A 20,774-nucleotide genomic window follows, 5' to 3' on the forward strand; every position below is an offset into this window, starting at 1 on the left:
ATGTTCAGTGCACCGCCTGTACAAAAAGTTTCCGTGGTAATCCCGGTTTATAACGAGCAGGAGAGCCTGCCCGAACTGATCCGCCGCACAACGGCCGCCTGCGACACGATGGGCAAGGCTTACGAAATTCTGCTGGTGGATGATGGCAGTAGCGATAATTCCGCTCAGATGCTGACAGAGGCCGCGCAGGCTGAAGGCAGCCATGTCGTTGCCGTGCTGCTCAACCGCAACTACGGCCAGCACTCGGCAATTATGGCGGGGTTCAGCCACGTCACGGGCGATCTCATCATCACCCTGGACGCTGACCTGCAAAACCCGCCAGAAGAGATCCCGCGCCTGGTGGCCAAAGCCGACGAAGGCTATGACGTGGTCGGCACGGTCCGTCAGAACCGTCAGGACAGCCTGTTCCGCAAGCTGGCCTCGCGTACCATCAACCGTCTGATCCAGCGCACGACCGGTAAAGCGATGGGCGACTACGGCTGCATGCTGCGCGCCTACCGCCGCCATATTGTCGATGCCATGCTGCATTGCCACGAGCGCAGCACCTTTATTCCGATTCTGGCGAATACCTTTGCCCGTAAGGCAACGGAAATTCCGGTTCTGCACGCCGAGCGCGAGCACGGGGAATCGAAGTACAGCTTTATGCGTCTCATCAATCTGATGTATGACCTCATCACCTGCCTGACCACCACGCCGCTGCGTCTGCTGAGCGTTTTCGGCAGCATTATCGCGCTGGCGGGCTTTGCGATTTCTGTCCTGCTGGTGGTACTGCGCCTGGTCTTTGGCCCTCAGTGGGCGGCGGAAGGGGTCTTCATGCTCTTTGCCGTGCTGTTTATGTTCATCGGCGCCCAGTTTGTCGGAATGGGCCTTCTCGGTGAATACATTGGCCGTATCTATAACGATGTTCGCGCGCGTCCGCGCTACTTTATTCAACGTGTTGTCCGTCAGGAACACAAAGCATCTCAAGAGGAAATTCACCCATGAAAGCTGTTGTATTTGCGTATCACGATATGGGGTGCACGGGCACGCTGGCCCTGCTGGAAGCGGGCTATGACATTGCGGCAATCTTTACCCATCCGGACACGGCCGGAGAGAATAACTTTTTCGGATCCGTGGCGCGTATCGCCGCCGAGCGCGGGATCCCGGTCTATGCGCCGGACGACGTTAACCACCCGCTGTGGGTAGATCGCATTCGCGCGCTCGCGCCTGACGTGATTTTCTCGTTCTACTATCGCAACCTGCTTTCCGATGAGATCTTAGGCCTGGCCGCAAAAGGCGCCTTTAATCTCCATGGTTCTCTGCTTCCAGCCTACCGTGGCCGCGCCCCGCTGAACTGGGTGCTGGTAAACGGTGAAACGGAAACCGGCGTCACGCTGCACCGCATGGTGCATCGTGCGGATGCGGGCGCTATCGTGGCACAGCAGAAAGTCGCTATTGATGCGGACGAGACCGCGCTGCAGCTGCACCAAAAGCTGAACGCAACGGCTCAGACGCTGCTGCGTGATGCCCTTCCCGCCATCCTGAGCGGCACCTTCAGCGAGACCGCGCAGGACGAGAGCAAGGCAAGCTGCTTTGGTCGCCGCACGCCGGAAGATGGTCGTCTGGACTGGAACAAACCGGCTCGCCAGCTGCACAACCTGGTGCGCGCCGTGACCGATCCGTGGCCGGGCGCGTACAGCTTTGCGGGCGTAAGCAAATTCATCGTCTGGAAATCCCGCGTGCGTGACGACATTCCTGCCGCGAAACCGGGCACCGTCGTCTCCGTCTCCCCGCTGGTAGTGAGCTGCGGCGAGCAGGCGCTGGAGATCGTTACCGGACAAACCGACAACGGTCTGTACGTTCAGGGCACTCAGCTGGCGCAGTCCCTGGGCCTGGTGGCCGGGGCGCTGATCACCAGCGCACCGGTGGTCGCCATCAAACGCCGCACCCGCGTGCTGATCCTCGGCGTGAACGGCTTTATCGGTAACCACCTGACCGAACGTCTGCTTAAGGACGATAACTACGAGATTTACGGTCTGGATATCGGCTCCGATGCCATCAGCCGCTTCCTCGACAACCCGCGCTTCCACTTCGTGGAAGGGGATATCAGCATCCATTCCGAGTGGATTGAATACCACATTAAGAAATGCGACGTGGTGCTGCCGCTGGTCGCCATCGCCACACCAATCGAGTACACCCGTAACCCGCTGCGCGTGTTCGAGCTGGACTTCGAAGAGAACCTGAAGATCATCCGCGACTGCGTGAAATACGACAAGCGCATCATCTTCCCGTCCACCTCTGAAGTGTACGGCATGTGTACCGATAAGAACTTCGATGAAGACACTTCCAACCTGGTGGTCGGGCCGATCAACAAACAGCGCTGGATTTACTCCGTTTCCAAACAGCTGCTGGACCGCGTGATTTGGGCCTACGGTGAGAAAGAGGGCCTGCGCTTTACCCTGTTCCGTCCGTTCAACTGGATGGGCCCGCGTCTGGATAACCTGAACGCGGCGCGTATCGGCAGCTCCCGTGCGATCACCCAGCTGATCCTGAACCTGGTCGAAGGCTCGCCGATTAAGCTGATCGAAGGCGGCAAGCAGAAGCGCTGCTTCACCGATATTAGCGACGGTATCGAAGCGCTGTTCCGCATCATTGAGAACAAAGATAACCGCTGCAACGGTCAAATTATCAACATCGGTAACCCGGACAACGAAGCGAGCATTCGCGAGCTGGCCGAGATGCTGCTGGCCAGCTTTGAGCGCCATCCGCTGCGCGATAAATTCCCGCCATTTGCCGGTTTCCGCGAAGTGGAAAGCAGCAGCTACTACGGTAAAGGGTATCAGGACGTTGAGCACCGTAAGCCAAGCATTCGCAACGCGAAGCGCTGCCTGAACTGGACGCCGACGGTGAAGATGGAACAGACCATTGATGAAACGCTTGATTTCTTCCTGCGCACCGTGGAGCTGTCGGAACAGGTCTCATGAAAAAAGTCGGTTTACGCATTGATGTCGACACCTTCAGGGGAACGCGTGACGGCGTACCCAAACTGCTGGAACTGCTGAACAAGCACGACGTGCGTTCAAGCATTTTCTTCAGCGTGGGGCCTGACAACATGGGACGCCATTTATGGCGTCTGATTAAACCGGCATTTCTGTTCAAAATGCTGCGCTCGCGCGCAGCATCCCTCTACGGCTGGGATATTTTGCTGGCCGGCACCGCCTGGCCCGGCAGACGCATCGGCGCGGGTAATGAAGCCGTTATCCGTGAGGCGGCGCAGCATCATGAGGTGGGTCTGCACGCCTGGGATCACCATGCCTGGCAAGCCTGGGCGGGCGTCTGGGATATCCCGCGCCTGTCCCGCGAGGTCGAGCGTGGGATGCTGGAGCTGGAGGCCATTATCGGCCAGCCCGTGCGCTGTTCCGCCGTGGCGGGATGGCGCGCGGATCAGCGCGTCGTGAAGGCCAAAGAGGCCTTCGCGTTTCGCTACAACAGCGATTGCCGCGGAACCGGGCCCTTTTTGCCGCTTTTAGGCGAAAATCGCTACGGTACGGTGCAAATTCCGGTCACGCTTCCCACCTGGGATGAAGTGGTCGGGCGCGAGGTGAAGGCCGATGAGTTCAATCGCTTCATTCTGGACCGCATTCATCGTGACGCCGGTACGCCGGTGTATACGATCCATGCCGAAGTGGAGGGGATTGCGTATCAGCATGATTTCGACGAGCTGCTGACGATGGCCGCTCAGGAGGGCATTGAATTCTGCCCGTTGAGCGAGCTGCTGCCAAACGACCTCAGCACCCTGCCCGTGGGCAAAGTTGTGCGTAATGAAATGGCTGGCCGGGAAGGCTGGCTTGGCTATCAACAAACCGTGAGTCCGGTCCCATGAAAACAGCCCGTTATGGCTTAGCGCTTCTCGCACTGTTTATCGTTTACTACCTCATTCCTGTCGATGTCCGCCTGCTGTGGCAGCCTGATGAAACCCGCTATGCGGAAATCAGCCGCGAAATGCTGGCCTCCGGAGACTGGATTGTCCCGCATTTTCTGGGGCTGCGTTACTTTGAAAAACCGATTGCTGGCTACTGGATCAACAGCATCGGGCAGATGCTCTTCGGGCACACGAACCTCGCCGTGCGCGCCGGGTCCATTTTCTCCACCGGGGTTGCGGCGCTGCTGGTGATCTGGATGGCCTGGCGTCTCTGGCAGGATAAGCGGGTAGCCATTTTCTCCGGCCTTATCTTCCTGACCCTGTTCCTGGTGTATGGCATCGGCACGTATGCGGTGCTGGATCCCATCATCACCCTGTGGCTGGTGGCGGCGATGTGCAGCTTCTGGCTGGCGTCCCAGGCTCAAACCGTGGCCGGAAAAGCGGGTGGCTATGTGCTGCTCGGGCTGGCCTGCGGGATGGGGGTGATGACCAAAGGCTTCCTGGCGCTGGCGGTACCGGTGATTGGCGTGCTGCCGTGGGTGATTGCCCAGAAGCGCTGGAAAGAGGTGCTGATTTTTGGCTGGCTCGCGATCCTGAGCTGCGTGCTGATTGTTCTGCCGTGGGGGCTGGCCATTGCGCAGCGTGAGCCTGACTTCTGGCGTTACTTCTTCTGGGTTGAGCATATTCAGCGTTTTGCCCAGAGCGACGCGCAGCATAAAGCCCCGTTCTGGTACTACGTGCCGTTCCTGATTGCGGGCAGCCTGCCGTGGCTGGCGCTGCTGCCCGGCGCGATTCGTCTCGGCTGGAATGACAGACAAAGCACGGGCGGTGGGTTCTATCTGCTGGGTTGGGTGGTGATGCCGCTGCTGTTCTTCAGCATCGCTAAGGGCAAGCTGCCGACCTATATCCTGCCGTGCTTTGCCCCGCTGGCTATCCTGATGGCTCGCTATGCCTGCCTCGCGGCGGAAAAGGGCGCCAAAGCGTTACGCATTAACGGCGGGATTAACCTGGCGTTTGGCGTTATCGGCGTGGTGGCGGCGCTGGTGGTCTCGCCGTGGGGGCTGACCAAGCATCCGGTCTGGACCTCGGTCGAACTGTATAAAGTGTTCTGCGCGGTGGTCGCGTTCCTCGTCTGGGCGGCAGTAGGCTGGTTTACGCTCAGGCAGAGCCAGCAGCGGTGGTGGCTGGCCGCGCTGTGTCCTGCGGGCCTGGCGTTGCTGATTGGTTTTGCCATTCCTAACCTGGTGGTGGATTCCAAACAGCCGCAGTCGCTGGTCGACACCGTGCGCGAGCCGCTGCAGGACAGCCGGTTTGTGCTGACCAATAACGTGGGCGTGGCCGCGGGCCTGGCGTGGGAGCTGAAGCGTAATGACATCACGATGTTCGATCAGAGCGGCGAGCTGCGCTACGGGCTGGCTTATCCTGATGCAAAAGATCGTTTTGTCGATAAAGATGACTTCGCGCAGTGGCTGGCGACGCATCGTCAGCAGGGGCGCATCTCGCTGGTGATTCTCCTGTCAAAACAGGACGAACTGGCGCGCGCAAATCTGCCAGAGCCGGATAGCCTGTATATACAGGGGCGTCTGGCCTACCTGCAGTATCTGCCGAAGTGATGACCTGGATCTGGCTGATCCTGGCAAGCCTGCTCAGCTGCGCGGGGCAGCTGTGCCAGAAACAGGCTACCCGTCCGGCGAAAGCCGGGCGGCGTGGGGCGCATATCGCGCTGTGGCTTGGCCTGGCGCTGCTGGCGCTGGGCTGCGGCATGCTGGTCTGGCTGGTGGTGCTGCAGCGCCTGCCCGTCGGCATTGCTTACCCGATGCTGAGCCTCAATTTCGTCTGGGTGACGCTGGCGGCGAAGGTATTCTGGCGTGAAAACGTCGCGTCGCACCACTGGCTGGGGGTCGGGTTGATCATCATTGGGATTGTCGTTCTGGGAGGGAGCCTGTGAAAGGAACGTTCTGGGCGTTATGCAGCGTGCTGTTGGTCAGCGCGGCGCAGCTGCTGCTGCGCGATGCCATGCAGGCACTGCCGCCGGTCAGCGATGTTCTGGCGCTTATTTCCGCGCTGTGGCACTTCTCATCCGGCACCGGCGCGCTGCTGTTAGGGTTGATAGGGTATGTGGCCTCCATGGGCTGCTGGTATCTGGCGCTGCACCGCATGGCGCTCAGCAAAGCGTATGCCTTGCTGAGCCTCAGCTATATCCTGGTGTGGGGTGCCGCGATCCTGCTGCCGGGCTGGGAGGAGCGCTTCTCCTGGCACGGGCTGGTGGGCGTGGGATTCATTATTCTGGGCGTGTTAACGATTTTTCGGCCAGTACGTCGTCAGCAGAATGGATGATCCCGGCGCTGAGTTCAAAAGGCGTCGCGGTACAGACCGCAAGACTCAGCGAGTCTATCCGGCAGTGGCTGACCGAGTGAAACGCGCTGGCGGTACTGTCAATGCTCACCATTTGCCAGGCGTGGCCGCCGCACTGCTTAACGATCGCTTCCTTCCGCGTCCAGATGCGCCAGAATGCCGTAAGCCGGTGCTCTGGCGTTTCCTTTTCCAGCTCTTCGTGCTCGGCGCCGCTGAAGACGGCATTGGCAAGCGTGCGCCAGTTATCTTGCGGGCGAATACGCTCCAGGGAACAGCCCACGTTACCTTCGTCACTGATAATTAACGCAATGTCATCTTCCGAGTGGCTAAGGCTGAACCACAGCGGAAAGTCGCCGGCAAAAAGGGGCTTCCCCTGTTCGTTGTGGATAATCTCCGGGAGCGACGCCGGGGCCAGCAGACGCGAAAGCAGCCCGCGACCTGCCAGCCAGCGCGCGCGCTGGGTGCCTTCCGGCGCGTGTCGGGAGAGCGCGTCAGCCCAGCGGCTGGTGCTCAGCGAGGAGATTTTTCCCAGAAAAACCTGGTACATATAACGTCTGGCCTTCAGTCAAAACAGCGCGTCGCAAAGTTGCGCAGCGAAACCATTACTATAATCTATTGTCCCCGGTGATGGCTAACCCGACCAGCGGCTTACACCGGCAACCGGCTTTTAGGTCGTCCCGGCCCCAGCAGGATCGCCAGCTTGCTGCCGCCTTTGGTGGTCTCCATCCAGATCTTACACACGCTGGTCAGCGGGACCGAAAGCAGCATGCCGACCGGCCCCAGCAGCCATCCCCAAATCAGTAAGGATAAAAACACTACCAGCGTCGACATGCCCAGCCGGTGTCCCATCATGCGCGGCTCAAGAATATTCCCCAGCACCATATGCACGACGAGGAACAGCGCGCCGACCAGCATAGATTCGTAGAACCCGTTAAACAGAAACGCCTGAATCATCGGCGGCACGGCGGAAAGCACCGCGCCAATATTGGGCACGTAGTTAAGCAGAAAGGCCAGCACGCCCCACATCAGCGCGAACTGCACGTCCATCAGCATCAGCCCCAGCCAGACAATCACCCCCGTCCAGACGCTCAGGAGGGTTTTCAGCGCCAGATATTTAGAGACGCCCTTCAGCGCCCGGTGTAGGCCAGCAATGTGAATTTGTGGATTGTTCAGTGCAAAGCGCAGCTTGTAGGGAACGTGGCGAACCTCGAACAGCATAAATACCACCGTCATGACCAGCAGCAGAATGCTGGCCATCGCGCCTGACAGCCCCGTCATCAGCGTGGTGGCGTAGGTCATGACCTTCTCGGAATCCATCCTGCGCAGCATCCGTTCGGGGGAGATATGCAGATTAAGAAACGGTACCATCTCCTGCAGCGCCACGATCTTACGCGTCAGCTCTTTGTTGTACTGCGGCAGCATGGTGGAGAATTCACTCAGCGATGCCGCCAGCACCCCAAAGAGCGCCGTCAGGGCAATCAGCATCACGATGACGACGATGGTGATGGCAACCGGCCGGCTGACCCCCCGGCGTAAAAACCAGGTGACCAGCGGGTTAAGCACGATGGCAAAAAAGAGCGCCAGCAGGAGCTGAACAATAATGTCGGCGGCAGCATGGATACCCGCAAGGATAACCACCAGGCAGGCGAGTTTTAATAAGATGTGGAGTCCTGCTTTGTCGGACGGGTTAGCGATCATGCGTGTTCCTTAATATGATGACCCGGTAAGTGTAGTGCCCGGGCCTCGCTTCGTCTGGCACCGTTAATCTGAAAGTCGGGGCTGATTTTCTTATGGCGCCGTGGTAATAGTGAAACACTGTTGTAAAAATCCAGGTAGAACCCCATGCCCGAACCTGCCGCTGAACCGGCACTGAGCGGACTGCGCCTCAATCTGCGCATCGTTTCCGTCGTGATTTTTAACTTTGCCAGCTATCTGACCATCGGCCTGCCGCTGGCGGTCCTGCCGGGCTATGTCCATGACGTGATGGGCTTTAGCGCCTTCTGGGCGGGGCTGGTGATTAGCCTGCAATATTTCGCCACGCTCCTCAGCCGTCCGTATGCCGGGCGCTACGCTGACCTGTTCGGACCCAAAAGCATCGTGGTGGTGGGGTTGTGCGGCTGTTTCCTAAGCGGCCTGAGCTATCTGCTGGCGGCCACCACCAGCCACTGGCCGCTGGTCAGCCTGGTGCTGCTCTGCCTGGGGCGCGTCATCCTCGGCATCGGGCAAAGCCTGGCGGGAACCGGCTCGACGCTGTGGGGCGTGGGGGTGGTTGGCGCGCCGCACATTGGCCGGGTGATCTCCTGGAACGGGATTGTCACCTACGGCGCGATGGCGCTCGGGGCGCCGCTCGGCGTGGCCTGCTATGCGCTTGGCGGGCTGTATGGGCTGGCCGCGACCATAATGGCGGTTGCGCTGCTGGCGATCCTGTTTGCGCTGCCGCGCCCGAAGGTGAAGGCCAGCAAGGGCAAGCCGCTGCCGTTTCGGGCGGTGCTGGGACGCGTCTGGCCATACGGCATGGCCCTGGCCCTGGCGACCACCGGTTTCGGCGTCATCGCGACCTTCATTACCCTGTTCTACGACGCCAAAGGCTGGGACGGCGCAGCCTTTGCGTTAACCCTGTTCAGCTGTGCCTTTGTTGGCGCGCGCCTGCTTTTCCCTAACGGCATCAACCGACTGGGCGGGCTGAACGTGGCGATGATCTGCTTTGCGATAGAGATCGTCGGGCTGCTGCTGACCGGAATAGCGATGGTGCCCTGGGTCGCGAAGGCGGGCGTGTTTCTCGCGGGAGCAGGCTTTTCCCTGGTCTTCCCGGCGCTGGGCGTGGTGGCGGTAAAAGCCGTGCCGCAGCAGAATCAGGGCGCGGCGCTGGCGACCTACACGGTGTTTATGGATATGTCTTTAGGCATTACCGGCCCGCTGGCGGGGCTGGTGATGGCCTGGGCGGGCGTGCCGGTGATCTACCTTGCCGCGGCGGGTTTGGTGGTGATTGCGCTGCTGCTGACGTGGCGGCTAAAAAAATGGCCCCCGGTGCAGGCACCGGAGGCCACGTCATCATCGTAAAGCGTTACTGAATCACGATGGTGTTAATGATGTTTTCAGCGGCCGTCTGCGCTTTCTGCTGATCTTCCGCTGGCAGGGTGATCTGCAGGGTCAGCAGTTTGTTATCGACCTTGCCCAGCACTACAGAAGAGTACGCGGTCTGGCCTTTGGCAGAGATAATGCTGTCGAGCTGTTGCAGCGTGTGGCCTTTCAGATCGATAGATTTATTGGTGACGACCTGCAGCTGCGGGTCGCGGGCGCGCTGTTGGTCTTCCAGACGTTTGGACAGCACGGCCAGATCTTCACTGGTATCGTCGCCCACAATCACAATCACTGCTTTCTGCCCGGTGGCGTCGGAGTAAACGTGCATGTTGTTCGCCTGGGTGCCCAGCTTGCCGCTCTGGTCAGTCATATCGGCTGGCAGAGAGAAACTGAGTTTGCCATCCATCAGATTCACCGGCTGGCCGGTCGCGTTGCTCTCAGCGGATGCGCCCTGAGCAGGCGTTTTCGTGTCGCTGTTATCACAGGCTGCAAGACCCACAACCAGCAGGCCAATCCCGACATATTTAACCAGATTGCGCATTGACTTCTTCCTTTCGATAAACGGCCATAGCGGCTCATTCGCTCATCTTATCACAACTGGCAAAGCGAACCCTTAACCAGCCTGCAATGCGGTGATTTCAGATTTATCTGCCAGCCTTTTCAGCAGCATATTCAGCAGCACGCCGTACATCGGCAGGAAGAAAACAATGCTGATGAGGACCTTGAAGCAGTAGTCCACCAGCGCGATTTCCATCCAGTGTTCGGCCATGAACGCATCCGGGCTGCGCCAGAAGGCAATGAAGAAGAAGGCCAGCGTATCGCTCACGTTTCCGCACAGCGTGGAGGCAGTGGGCGCCATCCACCAGCGATGATTCTGACGCAGGCGGTTAAACACGTGCACGTCGAGGATCTGCCCCAGCGCGTAGGCCATAAAGCTTGCCGCGGCGATATGGGCAACAAACAGGTTGAAGTGGGTTAACGCCTCAACGCCCTGCCAGCTTCCCATGTAAAACAGAGACGACACTACGTACGAGATGAACAGCGCCGGAAGCATGACCGCAAAAATAATGCGGCGAGCCAGCGGGGCGCCAAAGATACGCACGGTTAAATCCGTGGCGAGGAAAATAAACGGAAAGCTGAACGCGCCCCAGGTGGTATGGAAACCAAAGATGGAGATCGGGAGCTGCACCAGATAGTTACTGGAGGTGATCACCAGCAAATGGAAAAGGGAAAGCCAGAACAACGCTTTTACGCGCTGTGATTCAGAAAACTGCGTCATATTGTGACCTTTTTATACGTTGGGGTGAGGGAACCCAATAAAAACCGCAGCATGATACTGCTTTGGCAGGACAATGCAATGGTTAGTTTTTACGCAATCGTTAACCTGGTTTGCATTGCGCGCAACCGGGCGTAAACTACAGCCGTTTTTACCAGACCGAGAAGACCATGACCGACCTGTTTTCCAGCCCAGACCATACCCTTGATGCCCAGGGCCTTCGCTGCCCGGAACCGGTAATGATGGTACGTAAAACCGTGCGCAACATGCAGACCGGTGAAACGCTGCTGATCGTTGCCGACGACCCGGCCACGACCCGCGATATTCCCGGTTTTTGTACCTTTATGGAACATGAGCTGGTGGCACAGCAGACCGACGCGCTGCCGTACCGGTATTTGATTCGTAAGGGGTAGCACTCACTTATTTGGGAGAGGTTGAGGGTATCAGGCCGTACCCATCATAAATAATCATTCGTTTTGCGAGCCGCCTTCCAGAGCCTCTCTTGCCACCCGATCGGCAAAGCAGTATCTTCTTGCCGCGCCTGCAAAATCAGGCGCCAGGATTAGCCTCTCCAGTGGTGGATAAAAACTACTCTTTGGAGGCGGTCATATGACTACTACCCCTAACGTTTCTCACTCTTTATTCACTATTCCGTTCGATCGCACCACCGATTTCACCAAACTTGCAGACAACTGCGAGCGGTTTGTTGACGCAATGGTTGAATGCGAAGATCGGCCACAGAAGATGGCGCTGTGCGGGCGGCTTTCCGCCTGTCTGGCTCTTCTCCAGCCAACATTGCTTGAACCTGTTCCTGAATATTTAAAAGCGAGTTTAACGGTAGATGACCTGCCGCTGGACGTCCCTGCCTTCGAACCGGAAGTTGATCAGTTGGGAAGCTATTGCCAGCTGTTAACACAGCTGCTGCTGAAAGCATCGCGCTGGCTACGTACAAATGAAGGCATCTTGCCACTGTGAAAAAAGTCGGGTGGCGCTAACGCTTACCCGACCTACGGGACTAGAGCAGTTGTAGGCCGGGTAAGGCGAAGCCGCCACCCGGCAAAAATACGGCGTCTGCGGCCTGATGTCCTCACCCCGGCCCTCAGCCCACGGGGAGAGGAAGAAAGTCATCCTTTCATCCACGCCCGTATCCCGTCCAGGAACATCTGCGTCGCCATCATCACCAGAATCAGCCCCATCAGGCGTTCCAGCGCGTTTACCCCTTTCTCGCCCAGCAGGCGCAGGAACAGGGATGACTGCAGCAGGATAATAAACGTCCCGCCCCAGGCGATCAGCAGGGCAATCACCAGATGGCTCATCTGGTTCGGATACTGATGCGACAGCAGCATCAGCGTGGCAAGAATGGTTGGCCCCGCGACGAGGGGAATTGCCAGCGGTACGATAAACGGCTCTTCACCCGCAGGCAGTCCGCTGCTGCTGCCTTCCGCGCTCGGGAAAATCATCTTAATGGCAATCAGGAACAGAATAATCCCGCCGGAAATCGACACGGTTTCAGCACGCAGGTTCAGGAACGCGAGAATTTTTTCGCCCGCAAACAGGAAGATAAACATCACCAGCAGGGCGATGAGCAGCTCGCGGATCATGATCGCCCGGCGACGCTTCGGCTCGGTGTGCTTTAGCACCGACATGAAGATAGGCAGGTTTCCGAGTGGATCCATAATCAGGATCAATAAAACCGCCGCGGAAATGATTTCACTCATCTTTAAATTATCCCTGATACTTAGTAGTGTTATTTCGATGATTAGCGCTTTTTCTGATTGCCGGGCAATCATCGATTAATTTCGCTTGCGACTTTGGCAGCATTTTGTAATGTGAAGCATATCCCAGTTCAATACTGGCTTGCACAATCAGCACACACCCTCAGCAGGAAAAAAATGCTATGAAAAACGTTGGTTTTATCGGCTGGCGCGGTATGGTCGGCTCTGTACTCATGCAACGCATGGTTGAAGAGCGCGATTTCGACGCTATCCGCCCGGTCTTCTTCTCCACTTCTCAGCTCGGCCAGGCTGCTCCGTCCTTTGGTGGTACCACAGGCACGTTGCAGGATGCTTACGATCTGGAAGCGCTGAAGGCACTCGACATTATTGTGACGTGCCAGGGCGGCGATTATACCAACGAAATCTATCCAAAGCTGCGTGAAAGCGGCTGGCAGGGCTACTGGATTGACGCGGCCTCTTCGCTGCGCATGAAGGACGATGCCATCATCATTCTCGACCCGGTGAACCAGGGGGTTATCACCGACGGTCTGAACAACGGCGTGAAAACCTTTGTCGGCGGTAACTGCACCGTCAGCCTGATGCTGATGTCCCTCGGCGGCCTGTTCGCGCAGGAGCTGGTGGAGTGGGTCTCCGTGGCGACCTACCAGGCCGCGTCCGGCGGCGGCGCGCGCCACATGCGCGAGCTGCTGACCCAGATGGGCCAGCTGCACCAGAGCGTCGCGACCGAGCTGGCAAACCCGGCGTCCGCTATTCTGGATATTGAGCGTAAAGTGACTCAACTGACCCGCAGCGGCGAGCTGCCGGTGGATAACTTCGGCGTACCGCTGGCCGGTGGTCTGATCCCGTGGATCGACAAACAGCTGGATAACGGCCAGACCCGCGAAGAGTGGAAGGGCCAGGCCGAGACCAACAAAATCCTTAACACCGCGAACACCATTCCGGTTGACGGTCTGTGCGTACGTATCGGCGCGCTGCGCTGCCACAGCCAGGCCTTCACCATTAAACTGAAAAAAGATGTGTCTATTCCGACCGTGGAAGAGCTGCTGGCCGCGCACAACCCGTGGGCGAAAGTGGTGCCAAACGATCGCGATATCACCATGCGCGAGCTGACCCCGGCTGCCGTGACCGGCACGCTGACCACGCCGGTTGGCCGTCTGCGCAAGCTGAACATGGGGCCGGAGTATCTCTCCGCGTTCACCGTCGGCGACCAGCTTTTGTGGGGCGCCGCCGAGCCGCTGCGCCGCATGCTGCGCCAGCTCGCGTAATAATTTGTTAACGACCAGGGGTGATTTTCACCCCTTTTTTTTGCGTACTACATGGAGTAACACGCGTATGTCTTATTTTTTATCAGGAGTCATCTAGAGCGTTGGCTATGCTTTAAGGAAGAGTCATTTCTTACCTGAGGTTCGAACGGAACAGAATGGATGCACATTTTTGTGCTGTCCCGTTCAGGTCACATTAAAAGTCGTCCCGGAGCGCTTAAAAAGGACGACATAAAAAACAGGATGAATACCATGTCCGATCGTGTGGATAGAGACGTGATTAATGCGCTTATTGCGGGTCATTTTGCCGACCCCTTTTCCGTGCTGGGGATGCACCGTACAGAGGCGGGTCTGGAAGTTCGGGCGCTGTTACCGGATGCCACCGAAGTCTGGGTGATTGAGCCCAAAACCGGCCGCAAGGTCGGTAATCTTGAATGCCTCGATTCTCGTGGCTTCTTCTCGGGCGTAATGCCCCGCCGTAAAAACCCTTTTCGCTATCAGCTCGCCGTTCTCTGGCACGGCCAGCAAAACCTGATTGACGACCCCTACAGCTTTGGTCCTCTGCTGAAGGAGATGGATGCCTGGCTGCTCTCCGAAGGAACGCATCTTCGCCCTTATGAAACGCTGGGTGCACATGCGGATACCATGGACGGCATTACGGGCACGCGGTTCTCCGTGTGGGCGCCTAACGCCCAGCGCGTCTCCGTGGTCGGCCAGTTCAACTACTGGGACGGTCGCCGTCACCCGATGCGCCTGCGTCGGGAAACCGGCATCTGGGAGCTGTTTATCCCGGGGGCGCACCACGGGCAGCTGTACAAATTCGAGATGATCGACGCCCACGGCAAGCTGCGCATTAAAGCCGACCCGTATGCCTTTGAAGCGCAGATGCGCCCGGATACCGCGTCGCTGATTTGCGGCCTGCCGGAGAAGGTGGTCCAGACGGAGGAGCGTAAACAGGCCAACCGCTTTGATGCCCCCATCTCCGTCTATGAGGTACACCTGGGCTCCTGGCGTCGCCACACCGATAACAACTTTTGGCTCAGCTACCGGGAGCTTGCTGACCAGCTGGTGCCGTACGCCAAATGGATGGGCTTTACCCACCTGGAGCTGCTGCCGGTCAACGAGCACCCGTTCGACGGCAGCTGGGGCTACCAGCCTACCGGGCTGTATGCGCCGACCCGCCGCTTCGGCACGCGCGATGACTTCCGCTATTTCATTGATGCAGCGCACGCCGCCGGGCTGAACGTGATCCTCGACTGGGTGCCGGGCCATTTCCCGTCGGATGATTTTGCGCTGGCAGAGTTTGACGGCACGAAGCTGTACGAGCACAGCGACCCGCGCGAAGGCTATCACCAGGACTGGAACACGCTGATCTACAACTACGGTCGCCGTGAGGTCTCAAACTACCTGGTCGGGAATGCCCTGTACTGGATCGAGCGTTTCGGCATTGATGCCCTGCGCGTGGATGCGGTGGCGTCGATGATCTACCGCGACTACAGCCGCAAAGAGGGCGAGTGGATCCCGAACGAGTACGGCGGCCGTGAAAACCTGGAAGCCATTGAATTCCTGCGCAATACCAACCGCATTATCGGCGAGCAGGTGGACGGTGCCGTGACCATGGCGGAAGAGTCGACCGACTTTGCGGGCGTCTCCCGTCCGCCGTCCTCAGGCGGCCTGGGGTTCTGGTATAAGTGGAACCTGGGCTGGATGCACGACACGCTCGACTACATGAAGCTGGATCCGGTCCACCGCAAGTACCATCACGATAAGCTGACGTTCGGGATACTCTACAACTACACCGAAAACTTCATGCTGCCGCTGTCGCACGATGAAGTGGTGCACGGTAAAAAGTCGATTCTCGACCGCATGCCGGGCGACGCGTGGCAGAAGTTTGCCAACCTGCGCGCCTACTACGGCTGGCTGTTTGCCTTCCCGGGTAAAAAGCTGCTGTTTATGGGCAACGAGTTCGCGCAGGGGCGTGAGTGGAACCACGACACCAGCCTTGACTGGCACCTGCTGGAAGGCGGCGACAACTGGCACCACGGCGTGCAGCGCCTGGTGCGCGACCTGAACCTGACCTATCGCCACCACAAGGCGCTGCACGAGCTCGACTTCGATCCGTACGGCTTTGAGTGGCTGGTGGTGGACGACCACGAGCGCTCGGTATTTATCTTCGTGCGGCGCGACAGAGCGGGTAACGAGATCATCGTTGCCAGCAACTTCACGCCGGTGCCGCGCCAGCACTACCGCTTCGGCATTAACCAGCCGGGCAAGTGGCGCGAAATCCTCAATACCGACTCGATGCACTACCACGGCAGCAACGCCGGTAACGGCGGGCTGGTACAGAGCGACGCCATCGAAAGCCACGGGCGGCCAAACTCCCTGAGCCTCACGCTGCCGCCGCTTGCCACCATCTGGCTGATGCGGGAGGGCGAATGACGCAGCTTACGGCAGGTAAACCCGAACCGCTCGGCGCGCGCTTTGACGGAATGGGGGTCAATTTCACCCTCTTTTCCGCTCACGCTGAGCGGGTCGAACTGTGCGTGTTTGACGGGGAAGGTAACGAGCACCGTTACGATCTCCCCGCGCGCACGGGGGATACCTGGCACGGCTACCTGGCAGGAGGACGGCCAGGCATGCACTATGGCTTTCGCGTTCACGGCCCGTGGGAACCGGCGCAGGGTCACTGGTTTAACCCGGCGAAGCTGCTGATTGACCCGTGCGCGCACCGCGTCGATGGCGAGTTTAAAGACGACCCGCTCTTCCACGTGGGCTACGGCGAGCCCGACCACCGCGACAGCGCGCCCGTCGTGCCCAAAAGCGTGGTGGTGAACGATCTGTACGACTGGGAAGACGATGCTCCGCCGCGCACGCCGTGGGGCAATACCGTCATTTATGAAGCCCACGTCAAAGGGCTGACCTGGCTGCACCCGTCGATCCCCAGGGAGATGCGCGGCACCTATAAGGCGCTCGGGCATCCCACCATGATCGCTTACCTGAAACACCTCGGCATCACCGCGCTGGAGCTGCTCCCCGTCGCCCATTTTGCCAGCGAACCCCGCCTGCAGCGGCTCGGGCTGAGCAACTACTGGGGCTACAACCCGCTGGCGATGTTCGCGCTCGAACCGCGCTATGCCGTCCATCCGGAAAAGGCGCGAGAGGAGTTCCGCGATGCGGTGAAGGCGCTCCACGCGGCGGGCATTGAGGTCATTCTGGACGTGGTGCTGAACCACAGCGCAGAAAGCGATCTCGACGGCCCGACGCTCTCCATGCGCGGAATTGATAACCGTAGCTATTATTGGATCAGGCAGGATGGCGATTATGAGAACTGGACCGGCTGCGGCAACACGCTCAACCTCAGCCATCCGGCGGTCACGCATTTTGCTTATGAATGCCTGAAATACTGGGTGGAGACGTTCCACGTCGACGGCTTTCGGTTTGACCTGGCACCGGTGATGGGGCGCACGCCAGCGTTCAGCCAGCAGGCGCCGCTGTTTGAGGCGATAAAAAACTGTCCGGTGCTCTCGCAGGTGAAGCTGATTGCCGAGCCGTGGGACATTGGTGAAGGTGGGTATCAGGTCGGGAATTTCCCGCCGCTGTTTGCCGAGTGGAACGATCATTATCGCGATGCCACGCGCCGCTTCTGGCTGGAACGGAATCTCTCGCTGGGGGAATTTGCCGGGCGCTTTGCCGCGTCCAGCGATCTCTTTAAGCGCGACGGCAAACGCCCGTCGGCCACCGTTAATCTGCTGACGGCGCATGACGGTTTTACGCTCAGGGACTGCGTTTGTTTCAATCAGAAACACAATGAGGCAAACGGCGAAGAGAATCGCGATGGGACTAACAATAACCATAGCTTTAACCATGGTATAGAAGGGTTAGGCGGAAGTCTGGATGTGATAGAGCGGCGACGCGCCAGCGTTCATGCGCTGCTGACCACGCTTTTATTGTCGCAGGGCACGCCGATGCTGCTGGCGGGCGATGAGCACGGCCACAGCCAGCACGGCAACAACAACGCCTATTGCCAGGATAACCCCCTGACCTGGCTTGACTGGGGGGAGGCCAACAGCGGGTTGATCCATTTCACCGCCGCGCTGATCCATCTCCGCCAGCAGATCCCCGCCCTGACCGCCAACAGCTGGTGGGAGGAGGGGGACGGCAACGTTCGCTGGCTGAATAAAGACGCGCAGCCGTTAAGCGCGCAAGAGTGGCAACACGGCGTCCCACGCCTGCAAATCCTGCTGTCGGATAAGTGGCTGGTGACGCTGAACGCGACGGATGACGTCGCAGAGATTGTTTTACCTGACGGGGAGTGGCGCGCCGTTCCCCCCTTTGCCGGAGCGGATAATCCGGTAGTAATGGCTGTCTGGCACGGGCCTGCGCACGGAGTGTGCGTATTCCAAAGATGATAAAAAAGGAGTTAGTCATGGTTAGATTAGAGAAGAACGATCCCTTAATGTTGGCACGCCAGCTACCCTTAAAAACGGTTGCCCTGATACTTGCGGGCGGGCGTGGTACCCGTCTGAAAGATTTGACCATCAAGCGCGCTAAACCGGCTGTTCACTTTGGTGGTAAGTTCCGCATCATCGACTTTGCCCTGTCCAACTGCCTGAACTCGGGCATTCGCCGCATTGGCGTCATTACGCAGTATCAGTCGCACACGCTGGTTCAGCATATTCAGCGCGGCTGGTCATTCTTCAGCGAGGAGATGAACGAGTTTGTCGATCTCCTGCCTGCCCAGCAGCGCGTTCACGGCGAGAACTGGTACCGCGGAACGGCGGATGCGGTGACGCAGAACCTCGACATCATTCGTCGCTATAGCGCGGAATACATCGTTATCCTCGCCGGGGACCACATCTACAAGCAAGATTACTCCCACATGCTGATCGACCACGTCGAAAAAGGAGCGCGCTGCACCGTGGCGTGTCTGCCGGTGCCCGTTGCCGAGGCGACGGCGTTTGGCGTGATGCATGTGGATGCTGACGACAAAATTATCGACTTCGTTGAAAAACCGGCGAACCCGCCAACCATGCCGGGCGATGACACCAAATCGCTCGCCAGCATGGGGATCTATGTCTTTGATGCAGATTATCTTTATGAGCTGCTGGAAGAAGACGACAAAGACGAAAACTCCAGCCACGACTTCGGTAAAGACATCATTCCAAAAATCACGAAAGCTGGCATGGCGTATGCACATCCTTTCCCGCTCTCCTGCGTGCAGTCCGATCCGAACGCGGAGCCTTACTGGCGCGATGTGGGCACGCTGGAAGCGTACTGGAAAGCGAACCTCGACCTGGCGTCGGTCACGCCTGAGCTGGATATGTACGACCAGAACTGGCCGATTCGAACCCATATGGAGTCCCTGCCACCGGCCAAGTTCGTGCAGGACCGCTCCGGCAGCCACGGCATGACGCTGAACTCGCTGGTGTCCGGCGGGTGCATTATCTCCGGTTCGGTGGTGGTGCAGTCCGTGCTGTTCCCGCGCGTGCGGATAAATTCATTCTGTAATATCGATTCGGCAGTCTTATTGCCGGATGTCTGGGTAGGGCGCTCGTGTCGTCTGCGTCGTTGCGTGATCGACCGCGCCTGCGTCATCCCTGAAGGGATGGTCATTGGTGAAAACGCGGAAGAAGACGCGCGTCGTTTCTACCGTTCGGAAGAGGGGATCGTGTTAGTTACACGGGAAATGTTGCGGAAGCTGCAGATCAAACAGGAGCGATGATGCAGGTTTTACACGTATGTTCTGAGATGTTCCCGTTGTTAAAAACGGGCGGTCTGGCAGATGTTCTGGGTGCATTACCGGCAGCGCAAATCGCCGGAGGCGTGGATACCCGAGTCCTGCTGCCCGCCTTTCCGGATATCCGGCGCGGCATACCTGATGCAAAGGTGGTGACCCGCCGTGAAACGTTTGCCGGACGCATTACCCTGCTGTTTGGACACTACAATGGCGTAGGGATTTACCTGATCGACGCGCCGCACCTGTACGACCGACCGGGCAGCCCGTATCACGATACGAACCTGTTCGCCTACACCGACAACGTGCTGCGCTTTGCGCTGCTCGGCTGGGTCGGCGCTGAAATGGCGACGGGGCTGGATCCGTTCTGGCGCCCGAACGTGGTGCACGCGCACGACTGGCACGCCGGGCTTGCCCCGGCGTATCTCGCCGCGCGCGGCCACCCGGCCAAATCGGTCTTCACCGTGCATAACCTGGCGTACCAGGGGATGTACTACGCGCACCATATGAATGACATCGATCTGCCATGGTCGTTCTATAACATGCACGGGCTGGAGTTCAACGGGCAGATCTCGTTCCTGAAAGCCGGGCTCTATTACGCCGATCATATTACTGCCGTAAGCCCAACCTACGCGCGTGAGATCACCCAGCCGGCGTTTGGCTACGGCATGGAAGGGTTGCTGCAGCAGCGCCATCGCGAAGGCCGCCTTTCGGGCATTCTGAACGGCGTGGATGAAAAGATCTGGAGCCCGGAAACGGATCTCCTGCTGGCGGCGCGCTATGGCCGTGATTCCGTGGAAGACAAGGCGGAAAACAAACGCCAGCTGCAGATTGCGATGGGCCTGAAGGTTAACGACAAAGTGCCGCTGTTTGCGGTGGTCAGCCGCCTGACCAGCCAGAAAGGGCTGGATCTGGTGCTGGAGGCGCTGCCTGGTTTGCTGGAGCAGGGCGGCCAGCTGGCGCTGCTCGGCGCGGGCGACCCGGTGCTGCAGGAAGGTTTCCTTGCCGCCGCGGCGGAACACCCGGGGCAGGTGGGCGTGCAGATTGGCTACCACGAGGCGTTCTCGCACCGCATCATGGGCGGCGCGGACGTCATCCTGGTGCCCAGCCGCTTCGAACCCTGCGGCCTGACGCAGCTTTACGGGCTGAAATACGGCACGCTGCCGCTGGTGCGCCGCACGGGCGGGCTGGCGGATACCGTATCCGATAGCTCTCTGGAAAACCTGGCGGACGGTATCGCCAGCGGGTTTGTCTTTGAGGACAGTAATGCCTGGTCGCTGCTTCGGGCGATTCGGCGTGCTTTCGTCTTGTGGTCCCGCCCATCGCTCTGGCGTTACGTTCAGCGTCAGGCGATGTCCATGGACTTTAGCTGGCACGTCGCGGCGCAGTCGTACCGCGATCTCTATCAACGCTTGATGTAACGAGGCGA

At 58.9% G+C, this 20,774-nt stretch carries 19 protein-coding genes; 14 read left to right on the forward strand and 5 right to left on the reverse strand.

Annotation, left to right across the window (positions count from 1 at the left end):
• Genes arnC through arnF form a run of 6 tightly spaced genes read left to right on the forward strand, consistent with a single transcriptional unit; the run spans position 1 to position 6,238 of the window.
• Positions 1-984, forward strand: a complete 984-nt coding sequence (gene arnC, locus ACMWKK_RS13925; protein ID WP_045327174.1) for an undecaprenyl-phosphate 4-deoxy-4-formamido-L-arabinose transferase — start codon at positions 1-3, stop codon at positions 982-984.
• Positions 981-2,963 carry a bifunctional UDP-4-amino-4-deoxy-L-arabinose formyltransferase/UDP-glucuronic acid oxidase ArnA gene (gene arnA, locus ACMWKK_RS13930; protein ID WP_045327172.1) on the forward strand — a complete coding sequence of 661 codons (1,983 nt, stop codon included), beginning with the start codon at positions 981-983 and terminating at the stop codon, positions 2,961-2,963. The genes arnC and arnA overlap by 4 nt, the downstream gene beginning before the upstream one ends.
• Positions 2,960-3,862, forward strand: a complete 903-nt coding sequence (gene arnD / locus ACMWKK_RS13935; protein ID WP_112779946.1) for a 4-deoxy-4-formamido-L-arabinose-phosphoundecaprenol deformylase — start codon at positions 2,960-2,962, stop codon at positions 3,860-3,862. The genes arnA and arnD overlap by 4 nt, the downstream gene beginning before the upstream one ends.
• A complete protein-coding gene (arnT, locus tag ACMWKK_RS13940) occupies positions 3,859-5,514 on the forward strand; it encodes a lipid IV(A) 4-amino-4-deoxy-L-arabinosyltransferase (protein ID WP_045327168.1) in 1,656 nt (551 codons plus the stop codon). The genes arnD and arnT overlap by 4 nt, the downstream gene beginning before the upstream one ends.
• A complete protein-coding gene (gene arnE, locus ACMWKK_RS13945) occupies positions 5,511-5,849 on the forward strand; it encodes a 4-amino-4-deoxy-L-arabinose-phosphoundecaprenol flippase subunit ArnE (protein WP_181663637.1) in 339 nt (112 codons plus the stop codon). Before arnT ends, arnE begins: the two co-directional genes overlap by 4 nt.
• Complete coding sequence (gene arnF / locus ACMWKK_RS13950) at positions 5,846-6,238, forward strand: 4-amino-4-deoxy-L-arabinose-phosphoundecaprenol flippase subunit ArnF (RefSeq protein ID WP_112779948.1); 393 nt, start codon at positions 5,846-5,848, stop codon at positions 6,236-6,238. Before arnE ends, arnF begins: the two co-directional genes overlap by 4 nt.
• Here the strand turns inward: arnF and acpT are convergent.
• Positions 6,183-6,803, reverse strand: a complete 621-nt coding sequence (gene acpT, locus ACMWKK_RS13955) for a 4'-phosphopantetheinyl transferase AcpT (protein ID WP_112779949.1) — start codon at positions 6,801-6,803, stop codon at positions 6,183-6,185. The two genes, arnF and acpT, sit on opposite strands and share 56 nt — an antisense overlap.
• A 101-nt stretch (positions 6,804-6,904) precedes the next feature.
• Positions 6,905-7,954 (reverse strand): AI-2E family transporter, encoded by a 1,050-nt coding sequence (locus ACMWKK_RS13960; protein WP_406542817.1) that lies wholly within the window; start codon positions 7,952-7,954, stop codon positions 6,905-6,907.
• A 144-nt stretch (positions 7,955-8,098) separates the two neighbouring features.
• On the opposite strand from ACMWKK_RS13960, the gene ACMWKK_RS13965 reads away from it, so the two are divergent.
• Positions 8,099-9,316 carry an MFS transporter gene (locus ACMWKK_RS13965; protein ID WP_112779950.1) on the forward strand — a complete coding sequence of 406 codons (1,218 nt, stop codon included), beginning with the start codon at positions 8,099-8,101 and terminating at the stop codon, positions 9,314-9,316.
• A 4-nt stretch (positions 9,317-9,320) separates the two neighbouring features.
• On the opposite strand, the gene ACMWKK_RS13970 is transcribed toward ACMWKK_RS13965, so the two are convergent.
• Entirely contained in the window at positions 9,321-9,878 is a 558-nt protein-coding gene (locus ACMWKK_RS13970) for a DcrB family lipoprotein (protein ID WP_045327158.1), read from the reverse strand.
• Positions 9,879-9,950: 72 nt separating this feature from the next.
• A complete protein-coding gene (locus tag ACMWKK_RS13975) occupies positions 9,951-10,616 on the reverse strand; it encodes a 7-cyano-7-deazaguanine/7-aminomethyl-7-deazaguanine transporter (RefSeq protein WP_406542818.1) in 666 nt (221 codons plus the stop codon).
• Positions 10,617-10,783: 167 nt separating this feature from the next.
• Here ACMWKK_RS13975 and tusA point away from each other — a divergent pair, with 167 nt between their 5' ends.
• Positions 10,784-11,026, forward strand: coding sequence for a sulfurtransferase TusA (gene tusA, locus ACMWKK_RS13980; protein ID WP_025759645.1), 243 nt, complete (start codon positions 10,784-10,786; stop codon positions 11,024-11,026).
• A gap of 196 nt (positions 11,027-11,222) precedes the next feature.
• Positions 11,223-11,588: a hypothetical protein gene (locus ACMWKK_RS13985; RefSeq protein WP_112779952.1), complete on the forward strand. Its 366-nt coding sequence runs from the start codon at positions 11,223-11,225 to the stop codon at positions 11,586-11,588.
• Positions 11,589-11,737: 149 nt separating this feature from the next.
• On the opposite strand, the gene yhgN is transcribed toward ACMWKK_RS13985, so the two are convergent.
• On the reverse strand, positions 11,738-12,331 hold the full coding sequence (gene yhgN / locus ACMWKK_RS13990) for an NAAT family transporter YhgN (RefSeq protein ID WP_003861574.1): 594 nt from the start codon (positions 12,329-12,331) through the stop codon (positions 11,738-11,740).
• Between the two features lie 179 nt (positions 12,332-12,510).
• Here yhgN and asd point away from each other — a divergent pair, with 179 nt between their 5' ends.
• The 5 genes from asd (at position 12,511) to glgA (ending at position 20,766) form a co-directional block, all read left to right on the forward strand.
• Positions 12,511-13,614 (forward strand): aspartate-semialdehyde dehydrogenase, encoded by a 1,104-nt coding sequence (gene asd, locus ACMWKK_RS13995; protein ID WP_112779953.1) that lies wholly within the window; start codon positions 12,511-12,513, stop codon positions 13,612-13,614.
• A 249-nt stretch (positions 13,615-13,863) separates the two neighbouring features.
• Positions 13,864-16,050 (forward strand): 1,4-alpha-glucan branching enzyme, encoded by a 2,187-nt coding sequence (gene glgB, locus ACMWKK_RS14000; RefSeq protein WP_112779991.1) that lies wholly within the window; start codon positions 13,864-13,866, stop codon positions 16,048-16,050.
• Positions 16,047-18,020 carry a glycogen debranching protein GlgX gene (glgX, locus tag ACMWKK_RS14005; RefSeq protein ID WP_112779954.1) on the forward strand — a complete coding sequence of 658 codons (1,974 nt, stop codon included), beginning with the start codon at positions 16,047-16,049 and terminating at the stop codon, positions 18,018-18,020. Before glgB ends, glgX begins: the two co-directional genes overlap by 4 nt.
• Before the next feature lie 17 nt (positions 18,021-18,037).
• On the forward strand, positions 18,038-19,333 hold the full coding sequence (gene glgC, locus ACMWKK_RS14010) for a glucose-1-phosphate adenylyltransferase (protein ID WP_023333724.1): 1,296 nt from the start codon (positions 18,038-18,040) through the stop codon (positions 19,331-19,333).
• Positions 19,333-20,766 (forward strand): glycogen synthase GlgA, encoded by a 1,434-nt coding sequence (gene glgA / locus ACMWKK_RS14015; RefSeq protein ID WP_045327145.1) that lies wholly within the window; start codon positions 19,333-19,335, stop codon positions 20,764-20,766. Before glgC ends, glgA begins: the two co-directional genes overlap by 1 nt.
• The last annotated feature ends 8 nt before the right edge of the window (positions 20,767-20,774 follow it).

It is taken from the genome of Enterobacter sp. 01-M-03-SI-ECC, from assembly GCF_047530215.1.
GTDB lineage: Bacteria > Pseudomonadota > Gammaproteobacteria > Enterobacterales > Enterobacteriaceae > Enterobacter > Enterobacter chengduensis.